This is a genomic window from Rhizobium sp. O111 (assembly GCF_055616315.1).
The window spans coordinates 1139437-1149091 of record NZ_JBSHXL010000003.1 but is presented as its reverse complement, the minus strand read 5'-3'; the positions used below and the strand labels follow the sequence as shown (position 1 = coordinate 1149091).

Below are 9655 nucleotides of genomic sequence, written 5' to 3'. Positions count from 1 at the left end.
GAGCGGCAGCCCTTGCTTCCTTGCCCTGAGGTCCCACAAGGCGGTATCGACGGCGGCGAGCGCCAAGGCAGTTATCGCGCCAATCGTCGTCGCGTGGGTGGAAAATTCCATCTTGCGCCAGATCGCCTCGATGCAGTCGGCATCCTCCCCGATCAGAAGCGGAACGAGGTGATCCCATAAGAGCCGCATGATCGATGACCCGCCGGTGCCAATCGTGTAGCTGTAGCCGATGCCGGTCGCGCCGTCGGCGTCGGTGATTGTGACGATCGGCGTTTCCTGACTGACGAAGCTCTGTATGGCGTCGGTTCGCTTGACCTTCGGTGCCAGGTCAACCATGCGGATTTCAATTTTCTCGATACGTGCCATGACTTGTGCTTACCCTCGGATTGCCAGGCTCTTGCCGCTGTCCGCGTCGAACAGATGTGCCTGTGAAAGATCAAAGCTCATCTTGATTTGCTCGCCGGAAGCCAGGGTCCGGGGATTGAGCATGCGCGCCACCCACTCGCGACCGGCGAATTCGACGAAGACAAGCGTCTCGTTTCCAAGCGGCTCGGTGATGGTGACGGGGAGACTAGCTTCGTGAACTTCCGCCGCGTTTCCCGAAACCAGACCGTGACCGGTCGGGAATAGATCGTCCGGGCGCAGGCCGAGTGTCACCTTCCCGCCTTGCGTGACCGCGTTCTTGAACTTTTCGGGCAATGGCAGACGGTCGCCATTGGCAAAGACGACATGGTCGTCATCGATCGTGCCATCCAGGATGTTCATCGGCGGAGAGCCGATAAAGCCGGCGACGAAACGCGACGCGGGGCGCTTGAACACGTCGTCGGGCGTCCCGACCTGTTCGATAAGGCCGTCACGCATGATGACGATCCGGTCGGCGAGCGTCATCGCCTCGACCTGGTCGTGGGTGACATAGATGACCGTCGCCTGCACCTTGGCGTGCAACTTCTTGATTTCGGTGCGCATCTGCGTGCGCAGTTTCGCGTCGAGGTTCGACAGCGGCTCGTCGAACAGGAAGACGTCGGGATTTCGCACGATGGCCCGGCCCATGGCGACGCGCTGGCGCTGGCCACCCGACAGCTGCGCGGGGCGCCTGTCCATCAGGGCCTCGAGGCTGAGGATCGCGGCGGCCTCGTTGACGCGCTGATCGATTTCCGGCTGCGCCACCTTGGCGATCTTCAGCGAAAAGCCCATGTTCTCGCGCACGCTCATATGCGGATAGAGCGCGTAGGACTGGAAGACCATCGAGATGTTGCGGTCACGCGGCGGCAGATCATTGACGAGGCGACCGCCGATTTCGATGTCACCACCTGAAATCGGCTCGAGGCCGGCCACCATGCGCAGCGTCGTTGACTTGCCGCATCCAGATGGACCGACGAGCGCGACGAATTCCTTGTCGGCGATATCAAGATCGATACCGTGGACGATTTCGAGCGCGCCGTAGCGCTTGACGAGTTTCTTGAGGGAGACCTGAGCCATGGGATATCAACCTTTGACCGCGCCGAATGTCAGGCCGGATACGAGATGCTTTTGGATGATGAAGGTGAGCGCCAGCGCCGGAACGATCATCACCACCGCCAGGGCGCACATGCCGCGCCAGTCGATCGTGAACTCGGCGGTATAGTCGAGGAGACCGACCGGCAAGGTTTTCGAGTTCACCGACCGTGTCAGCTGAGAGGCAAGGGCATATTCGTTCCAGCAGGTGAGGAAGGCAAAGATGCCGGCTGACGCGATACCGGGACCTGCCAGCGGAAACTCAACCTTCCAGAAGGCCTGCCAGCGCGTGCATCCGTCGATTTGCGCGGCTTCGGCGAGGTCCTTGGGAACCTGACGGAAGAAGCCGTCGATCAGCCAGATGGTGAACGGCACATTGAGGGCCACATAGGTCAGGATGAGCCCGAAATGCGTATCGATGATGCCAATGCGCGAGTAGAGGATGAAGAGCGGGAGCGAAAGGGCAATCCCTGGGACCGAGCGCGTCAGCATCAGGCCGAGAAACGTCGAGGACTTGCCCGCGAACTTGAAGCGCGCGAACGCGTAGCCGCCGGACATACCGATCGCGAGCGCGACAACCGTCGAGGTAATCGAGATGATCAGCGAGTTGCGGAAGTAATCCCAGATTGGAATCCCGCCCTTGCCGATGCCGGAGAACATCGCTCGGTAGGCATCGAGCGACAGTTCATTCGGGATCCAGACGGGAGGCTTGGCCATGATTTCGACCGGGGGTCGCAGCGAGCTGAGCACGATCCAAAAGCCCGGCAGGCAGATGACAAGCATCGCCAGGAACAGACCGATCAAATAAAGGACACGGCCGATACGTCGACGAAGGCGTTGTTGGCTATTGCTATCCATGACTACCACTCCGCGCCGATCTGGGTGCGGGCAAGGGCCAGCTTCCGAAAGAAATAGACGGTGAAGGCGATCGACAAGATGATCGAGACGTAGGCCATGGCGTTTGCAAGCCCCATCTGAGCATCGGCGTAGGCGGTGCGTCCGACCAGCGTCCACAAGAGCTCGGTTCGCCGTGCCGGGCCGCCATCCGTCATGATCTTGACGATGTCATAGGCACGCGCGACGTCGAGTGAGCGGATCGTCATGGCGATGAAGGCAAAGGGCATTAGAAATGGCCAGATGACGTAGCGAAACGTCTGCCAGGGCGTGCACCCGTCGACGCGGGCGGCTTCCACGGGTTCTTGCGGCATGGCCAGGAGACCGGACAGGATGAGGATCGCGAAGACCGCGGTGGATGACCAGACCTCGGCGACAACGATCGAAAAAAGCGCGAGGTTGCCGTCAATCAACCACGGGATCGCGGTGTCGGTCAGTCCTAGCGCCTGAAGCGCGTTGTTGATCAGGCCGACATTGTCATTGAACATGAACTTGAACTGGAAGCCGACGAGCACCGGGGAAAACATCATCGGAAACATCATGAGCGTGCGCAGCAAGCGCTGGCCCATGGTTGCCCGGTTGACGAGAAGCGCCAGCCCAAGGCCGAGCAGCATTTCCAGATTGAGCGCGATCGTCAGCAGCACCACGGTGCGAACGAACGCCGCGAGAAAGACCGGATCGGTCAGGATGCGGACGTAGTTGCGCAGGCCGACGAAGACGAAGAGCGTCTGCGGTCGGGTCAGGCGAAACGGCGTGAAACTTGAATAAAGAGACAGTAAGAGGGGCACCAGGACCACGGCCGCCAGAACAATGATGGCCGGCAGGAGCAGGAAAACGGGTGTCGGAATTTTTTTGAACATCGAACGACCTGTCCACGCCATATCGGGCGCCTGGACTGCGAGAGGGAGCCTTGGAAAGCTCCGTTCCTCCAAAATGGGGCCCGCACCCATTCGCGAACGCGGGACCCTCCACGACGGGATTAAAGCGCGCCGGCGTCCTTGAGGATGTTGGTCGCCTTGTCGGCCGCGGCGTCGAGAGCCTCCTTGGAGGTCTTGTCGCCGAGGATCGCCGACTGCAGTTCCGGATAGACCGCGTTGGAGATCTCGATCCATTCAGGCGTGCGCGGGACCGGGAAGGCATGTTTCATGGCTTCCTGGAAGGCGCCAAGAGCTTCCTTCTTGTAAGGATTGCTCGCGGCCTGTTGAATATCCCACTCCCAGACCGCCTTGCGGGTCGGCAAGGTCCCCGTCGCGGCCTCGATCTTCTGGGAATCCTCGTTGGTGAGGAACCAGACGAGCGACGCGGCCGCGTCCTTGTGCCCGCAGGCTTCGGTGACCGAGAAGCCGTGGTGACCGGACCAACCAGTCCGCTTGCCGGACGAGCCGGCGGGCTGAACGATGACGCCGACATTGCCGGCGATCTTGGAGTTCTTCGAATCGTTGAAGTAGGAGGCCCAGCCAGGCCAGTCGAGATCAAGAGCGACGGTACCCGACGCGAAGCCGGCACCGAGGTCATCCCAGAGGTAATTGGTGGTTCCGACCGGCACCGCCTTGGCCTTGTACATGTTCACGAACCAGTCGAGAGCGCGTACACCGGCTTCGGAGTTGAAGGTCGGCTTTCCGTCCTTGTCGAGGTATTCACCGCCCTCGGCGACCAGCATTTCGAAGAAGCGACCATTGATCGCCTCTTCCTTGCCGGGGAACTGCGTGCCGAAGAAATTCGGGGGGTTGGAAAAGAAGATCGCCTGATCGGACACCTGCTTCCAGGTATCCGGAGGGGCCAGGTCGTAGCCAAATTTTTCCTTGAAGGCCTTCTTCTTGGCCTCGTCGGTGTAGAGGCTCTTTTGGTAGTACATCGCCGACACATCGAACTGCGCGCGCGGCAACATCACCAGCTTGTCATCGATCGTTGACGCCGAGATGGTCGAATCGACGAACTTGGCGATTTCCTCGGCGGGAAGAAGCGGCTTCAAGTCGGCATAGAGGCCTTCATAGATGGGCGCGAAGGACGAGTGGTTCGAGCCAACGCACCACTTGATGTCGCCCGAGGCCAGGTCCGATTTCATTTCCTTGTCGAGCTCGAAGTAGTTCTTCTTCGACAGCACGTTGACCTTGGCACCCGTCGCCTTCTCCCATTCGGCGATACGCGCGTAGAGCGGCTCATACTGCTGGCCGCCGATCAGCTTGGCATCGATCGTCACGCCTTCGAACTTGCCCGGCAATTCGGCCGCGCCGGCGACGGACGCCAACAGTGAAATCCCAGCCGCGAGGCTGGCAACCGACTTTCTCATATTCCTCTCCTCCACAACGGCGATCCGTTCACGAACAGCCGGCTCCTCACATATGAGTTTTATTTTCATATACAAACGGCAATAAAGCGCGTGCGTCAAGCGGAACTTTCCCTTCTCCAAACCGCGATCTGCGTATATGCAAATCTTATTCATAGGAGACCGTACATGGAAAACGATGACGCAGACCGTTACCGCGCACCGGCGCTCGACAAGGGTCTCGACATTTTGGAACTATTGGCGAGCGTCGAGGACGGGCTGTCACAGACGGAGATCGCCAAACGGCTCGACCGCAGCGCGAACGAATTTTATCGCATGCTCGATCGACTGGTGCGTCGCGGCTATGTCGCCAAGCTCGAGGGCGACCGCTTCGCGCTGACGCTCAAGCTCTTTGGCCTTTCACAGTTGCATGCACCGACCAGGCGTCTCGCCTCCTTCGCGACGCCCCTCATGCGTGAGCTCGCCCAAAAGACCCGCCAGGCCAACCATCTCGCGGTCTTTGATCGCGGTAACGCCGTTGTCATCGCGCAGCAGGAAGCGCCTGACTATTGGGGGATCTCGATCAGGGTCGGCTCGCATGTGAACCTCTTCGACACCGGCTCCGGCCATGTGCTTCTGGCGTTCAGGGATAAAGACGAGCGCGAGCTGATGATCTCCGAGCACGTGCGAAGCCGTGACGACATCGATCTCTCCGAGGATTTTTATGAGCGCCTCGACCAGATACGAGCGCAGGGTTACGAGATGATGCCGAGCGCCCAGACGGCCGGTGTCTACAACCTCTCCGCGCCCGTGCTCGGGGCCGATGGGACATGCATGGCGGCGCTCACCTGCCCCTATATCGCATTGGTCAACGCGCCCGGGGCCCCGGATATCACGCGCACGATCGCGCACCTGCAAAAAACCGCCAAGCAGCTTTCTATCCTGGTCGGATCAGACGAGATCGCGAAATCGCAGCCGTCTTCATAAATGAATCTTTTATTCCGAGTTGGGTAGGCGCGACCGCGCGCGCATTGAAGCCCATCCGTATTGATCGCTAATGATCCGCGGTCCGGGAAGCAAGGAGAAGAAATCAGGCGGACCTGCGGTTCGGGCTGAGCCCTAATCATTCCAATCGCGGTAGTGACGGCGATCCCAATCGCGCGCCCGCCGATCGGCTTCACGATGATAGCGGTCCCGATGGTATTGACGCTCGGCGCGCTCAGGGTTTTTGGTGCATCGCCACGGCTCGCGGTGGCAGACGTTCGCGTCACCGCCAAGCAAGCTGTCCTGCCCCTTGCCGTTCACATCAAAGGCGAATGCGGGAGCTGCGATCAGCAACGACAGGCCGAAGGCCGCAATATGGTTTTTCATCAAATACATCTTTCATCCGCGTTGCTAAGTGGGCGTATTCACTCACTCGCCCCGCATCACCGGAATAACTGGTTTCGAGACCAACTGTTCCATCGCAGGCAACAGGTAGCCTCGCATCGAGCGGCAGAAGCAAAGACTGGGACACGGCATGTTAGACATGCGACCGCGTCTGCGGAACTGCCGAAAGGCACGGACTTGGCACGCGGAGTGCAGGCGCGAACCATCAGATTGTCTTGCTGACGTGGCGTTCACGCCCATAGACCGAAACCAGCGCGACGATGATGACACCGAGCGCTGCCTGCACCGCTGACGGTTGGAAGCCTAGACCGATGAGAAGCGTGTTGATTTCCGTCAGCACCAATGCCCCGGCGATTGTTCCGAGATAGCTTCCCTGCCCGCCGATCAACGCCGCACCACCGACAACCACGGCCGCGATCGTCTGGAAAAGATAGGGCTGGCCTACATCGCCGTAGGCCGACCCCGTAAATCCGAGCAACAAGACGCCGGTCACCGCCGAAAACAAGGCACTGATGGCGAAGGTCACGGCCCACATGCCGACAGGATTGATCAAGGCCAGCGGCGCGGCGCCAGGGTTGCTGCCAAGGGCGTAAAGCCTGCGGCCATACGGCGTGCGAGCAAGTATCAACGCGACGATCGCGGCGAGGACGGCCACGCACGGGACCACCCACGGCAAAGGCAACGGCCCAGCACTTCCCCCGATCGAGACGAAGTCAGAAATCGCCCGCGGCGCCGACCCCGACGGAAAGCCGGCTGTCCAAAACAAGACAGCACCCTGGACCACCATGCCAGTTCCGAGCGTCACGATCAGCGGATGGATGTTCAGACTACGGGATACATAGCCGTTGAATGCGCCAATCAGTAAGGCGATCAGCGCGACGATCAGGCAGACGATCGCGAAATTCCATTGCTGCCCATAGAGTTGGGCCGCCACCACGTTCGCAAAGCCGATCACGAAAGGTATCGACAGATCGATGCCGCCAAGGATGACGACAAGGGTCTGGCCGATGCATGCAATCGCCAGCAGCGATGCGAGCACGAGCAGCGCGCGGATCGCGAAAGGCTGCGAATAACCGGGAATGAGTATCGTGCCGATCACGTGCAGCAGGATGACGATCGCAAAGGCGCCGATTGCCCGGCCAGTCGTGCCCCTCAAGAGTTTGGTCGTCATCATCGGGCGCGCGCTCCCTTGGCGCTCTTTTCCTGAAGCGCGGTCAGCACGACGGCGGCAACCAGGATCGCGCCATATGCGATTTGAAGGACGTAGGTTGAGACATTGAAGGCGGTCAGCGCGCTTTGCAGCAAGAAGATATCGATCGCACCGATCGCCGCTCCGGCGAGGCCGCCGCGCCCACCGGCAAGGCTGACGCCGCCAAGAGCGACCGATGCGATGGCAATCAAGGTATAACTGGCGCCGATGTTCGGGTCCGCCGACCCGATCAGTGCAGTCAGCATCAGGCCAGCGATCGCGGCGAAGAGACCGGTGATCAGGTAGGCAATGAACCGAACTTTCGTGACCGGCACCCCGGCGGTGTAGGCGGCGCGATCGTCGCTGCCAACCGCCATCAAGAGGTCGTAGTAAGGAAGCTTCTTGATAAGCAGCCAGCAAAGCGCGACGGATGCAAGGGGCAGGATCGACCAGCTCGCCGACATTGCCTTCAACCAACCAGGGGCTGGACCGACAGGCGACGGCACGATTGTCAGCGTCACCCCGCCGAGCACCAGATAGGTGCCAAGCGTCGCGACGATGGGCTGGATGCGCACGACGGTCGCCAGAAAGCCGTTGATGGCCCCGATCGCAAGACCCGCGAGGAGTGCCGCGGGTATCACGACGGCGGGCGATGATATGCCCATTGTGAGAAAGAGCACCTGGATGACGATCGCGTTGACGAAACCCATGGCCGGTCCAACGGAAATATCGATGCCGCCTCGCCCGGCGAGGATCACGGGCGCCGATGCCAGCGAAGCGCCGATCAGCGGCGCCGCGAGCCCGATCAGTGTTCCCCAATTGGCTGGAGCGAAACGGGTCGGATTGAGGATCAGGTTCAATGCCAGCAGCAGAACGAAGAGAACGCCCGCGAAACCGGCGTTCCTGACGAGATCGGCAAGACCAAAAAAGCGGGCGCCCATATCAAGCGGCCTTTCCAAACATCGCCGAGATAACGTTCCCGGCCGTCATTTCAGCACCGGCCATCTCGGCCGAGATTTCATGCTCGCGAAACACCAGCAACCGACCACAAAGAAGGAGGATCTCCTCTATCTCACTCGACAGGATCACCAATGTCATGCCGTCCGCCGCGAGCTCACGAAAGACGCCGTAGAGCACGTGGCGGGTGGCGACATCGACACCCCGGGTCGGATCGTTCAGGAGGAGTACGTCGGGGCGAAGCGCCAGGGCTCGCGCGAGCAGTACCTTCTGCTGATTGCCGCCCGACAGCGTGGTGATCGGGGCGTCGAGATCCGGAACCTTGATCGAAAGCTTCTGGCGATAGGCCTCGAAGCGCTCGCGACGCTTGGCCGCTGTAATCAACCCGGCTGGTGCGTCCTTCCAAACGGTGGAGATCGCGAAATTGTCGAGCACGGACATGGATGGGAAGATCCCGGTCGCCCGCCGATCGCGGGGCAAATAGGCTATCCCGTTGGCGACGGCCTGGCGAAAACCTCGCAGCGGCCTGCCTTGGCCTTGGCGCGAGACAGAGACCTGTCCACTTGCCGGCGTCACGAGACCCGCGAGTGCCTCCAGGAATATCTGCTGCCCATGGCCGTCCAGTCCCGCGAGACCGACGATTTCGCCAGCCTTGAACGTCTGGACTATTGGCCGGGCGCCGTCTTTCAGGGTGAGATTGTCGACAGTCAAACGGAGATCAGACATGGCTCAACTCCTCGGCCATGCGTGGGGCCATCGCGGCGAGAAGTTCTTCCGATGAGGATATGCCGGCCTCCTCGGTGCGAACGACACGCCCGCCCCTGAGGATCGATATCCTGTCGGAGAGCGCCTTGACCTCGTCCATCCTGTGAGTGATGAAGATCAGCAGGCTTCCGGCATCAGCCAGCTCCCGCATCAGGCGAAAGACGGATTGGCGGTCGCCAAAATCAAGGGCGGCCGTCACCTCGTCGAGGATCAGGACGCGTGGGCGCCGCACGACCGCGCGCGCCAGGACGACGAGCTGCTGGGCGGCGAGAGGAAGCGATCCGGCCGGCGCGTCAAGCGGAATGTCCGTGACGGCAAAGCGGCTGAGCGCGTTGGCGGCGGTCTCGCGCCGGCTGTCGCGCGCCACGCCGCGCGTCCACAAGCCATCGAGCCCAAGCAGGATATTGTCGGTCACGTTTCGATCAGGCGCGATCAGGATTTCCTGAAACACAGTGGCGAAACCCGCGCGTTGGAAGCCGGCTGGGTTACTGGCGGCGAAGCGCGCGCCGTCAAGCCTGACGACGCCTTCATCCTGGGCAACGATGCCCGAGAGGATCTTGACGAGCGTGCTCTTGCCCGAGCCGTTTTCGCCGAGGATCGTATGTATGGTTCCGGCACGAAACGAGACCGTCGCATCTGATAGGGCGACAGTCTCTCCGTATCGTTTTGATAGGCCTTCGATTTCTAGCATGTATCCGATC

The 9655-nt window shown here is 60.8% G+C and carries 10 protein-coding genes and 1 pseudogene; 1 reads left to right on the top strand and 10 read right to left on the bottom strand.

Translation table 11 applies throughout. The annotated features are described in order from the left end of the window. The 5 genes and pseudogenes from ACVTFQ_RS31535 to ACVTFQ_RS31515 form a co-directional block, all read right to left on the bottom strand. A pseudogene (locus ACVTFQ_RS31535) lies at window positions 1-366 on the bottom strand (mandelate racemase/muconate lactonizing enzyme family protein); the annotation flags it as partial. Between the two features lie 9 nt (window positions 367-375). Continuing rightward, a complete protein-coding gene (locus tag ACVTFQ_RS31530; protein WP_470424601.1) occupies window positions 376-1479 on the bottom strand; it encodes an ABC transporter ATP-binding protein in 1104 nt (367 codons plus the stop codon). A gap of 6 nt (window positions 1480-1485) precedes the next feature. Beyond that, window positions 1486-2352: a carbohydrate ABC transporter permease gene (locus ACVTFQ_RS31525; RefSeq protein ID WP_470424600.1), complete on the bottom strand. Its 867-nt coding sequence runs from the start codon at window positions 2350-2352 to the stop codon at window positions 1486-1488. A 2-nt stretch (window positions 2353-2354) separates the two neighbouring features. Next, window positions 2355-3248 (bottom strand): carbohydrate ABC transporter permease, encoded by an 894-nt coding sequence (locus ACVTFQ_RS31520; RefSeq protein ID WP_470424599.1) that lies wholly within the window; start codon window positions 3246-3248, stop codon window positions 2355-2357. Window positions 3249-3367: 119 nt separating this feature from the next. Beyond that, entirely contained in the window at window positions 3368-4678 is a 1311-nt protein-coding gene (locus ACVTFQ_RS31515; protein ID WP_470424598.1) for a type 2 periplasmic-binding domain-containing protein, read from the bottom strand. Window positions 4679-4843: 165 nt separating this feature from the next. Here ACVTFQ_RS31515 and ACVTFQ_RS31510 point away from each other — a divergent pair, with 165 nt between their 5' ends. Next, window positions 4844-5641 carry an IclR family transcriptional regulator gene (locus ACVTFQ_RS31510; RefSeq protein ID WP_112436432.1) on the top strand — a complete coding sequence of 266 codons (798 nt, stop codon included), beginning with the start codon at window positions 4844-4846 and terminating at the stop codon, window positions 5639-5641. Window positions 5642-5773: 132 nt separating this feature from the next. Here ACVTFQ_RS31510 and ACVTFQ_RS31505 read toward each other — a convergent pair whose 3' ends face one another. The 5 genes from ACVTFQ_RS31505 to ACVTFQ_RS31485 all read right to left on the bottom strand — a co-directional run bounded on the left by ACVTFQ_RS31505 (window position 5774) and on the right by ACVTFQ_RS31485 (window position 9645). Then, window positions 5774-6034: a hypothetical protein gene (locus ACVTFQ_RS31505; RefSeq protein ID WP_470424597.1), complete on the bottom strand. Its 261-nt coding sequence runs from the start codon at window positions 6032-6034 to the stop codon at window positions 5774-5776. Between the two features lie 214 nt (window positions 6035-6248). Then, the gene (locus tag ACVTFQ_RS31500; RefSeq protein WP_111563866.1) at window positions 6249-7217 is read right to left on the bottom strand and encodes an ABC transporter permease; all 969 of its coding nucleotides are present in this window, start codon (window positions 7215-7217) and stop codon (window positions 6249-6251) included. After that, a complete protein-coding gene (locus tag ACVTFQ_RS31495; protein ID WP_313760752.1) occupies window positions 7214-8173 on the bottom strand; it encodes an ABC transporter permease in 960 nt (319 codons plus the stop codon). Before ACVTFQ_RS31495 ends, ACVTFQ_RS31500 begins: the two co-directional genes overlap by 4 nt. A 1-nt stretch (window position 8174) precedes the next feature. Next, window positions 8175-8915, bottom strand: coding sequence for an ATP-binding cassette domain-containing protein (locus ACVTFQ_RS31490; protein WP_313760751.1), 741 nt, complete (start codon window positions 8913-8915; stop codon window positions 8175-8177). Next, a complete protein-coding gene (locus ACVTFQ_RS31485; protein WP_313760750.1) occupies window positions 8908-9645 on the bottom strand; it encodes an ATP-binding cassette domain-containing protein in 738 nt (245 codons plus the stop codon). Before ACVTFQ_RS31485 ends, ACVTFQ_RS31490 begins: the two co-directional genes overlap by 8 nt. Window positions 9646-9655 lie beyond the last annotated feature (10 nt).

Bases quoted from the DNA above. Each gene is read 5' to 3' on its own strand.
- ACVTFQ_RS31530 (WP_470424601.1), bottom strand. From the start codon at position 1,479: ATGGCTCAGGTCTCCCTCAAGAAACTCGTCAAGCGCTACGGCGCGCTC.
- ACVTFQ_RS31525 (WP_470424600.1), bottom strand. From the start codon at position 2,352: ATGGATAGCAATAGCCAACAACGCCTTCGTCGACGTATCGGCCGTGTC.
- ACVTFQ_RS31520 (WP_470424599.1), bottom strand. From the start codon at position 3,248: ATGTTCAAAAAAATTCCGACACCCGTTTTCCTGCTCCTGCCGGCCATC.
- ACVTFQ_RS31515 (WP_470424598.1), bottom strand. From the start codon at position 4,678: ATGAGAAAGTCGGTTGCCAGCCTCGCGGCTGGGATTTCACTGTTGGCG.
- ACVTFQ_RS31510 (WP_112436432.1), top strand. From the start codon at position 4,844: ATGGAAAACGATGACGCAGACCGTTACCGCGCACCGGCGCTCGACAAG.
- ACVTFQ_RS31505 (WP_470424597.1), bottom strand. From the start codon at position 6,034: ATGTATTTGATGAAAAACCATATTGCGGCCTTCGGCCTGTCGTTGCTG.
- ACVTFQ_RS31500 (WP_111563866.1), bottom strand. From the start codon at position 7,217: ATGATGACGACCAAACTCTTGAGGGGCACGACTGGCCGGGCAATCGGC.
- ACVTFQ_RS31495 (WP_313760752.1), bottom strand. From the start codon at position 8,173: ATGGGCGCCCGCTTTTTTGGTCTTGCCGATCTCGTCAGGAACGCCGGT.
- ACVTFQ_RS31490 (WP_313760751.1), bottom strand. From the start codon at position 8,915: ATGTCTGATCTCCGTTTGACTGTCGACAATCTCACCCTGAAAGACGGC.
- ACVTFQ_RS31485 (WP_313760750.1), bottom strand. From the start codon at position 9,645: ATGCTAGAAATCGAAGGCCTATCAAAACGATACGGAGAGACTGTCGCC.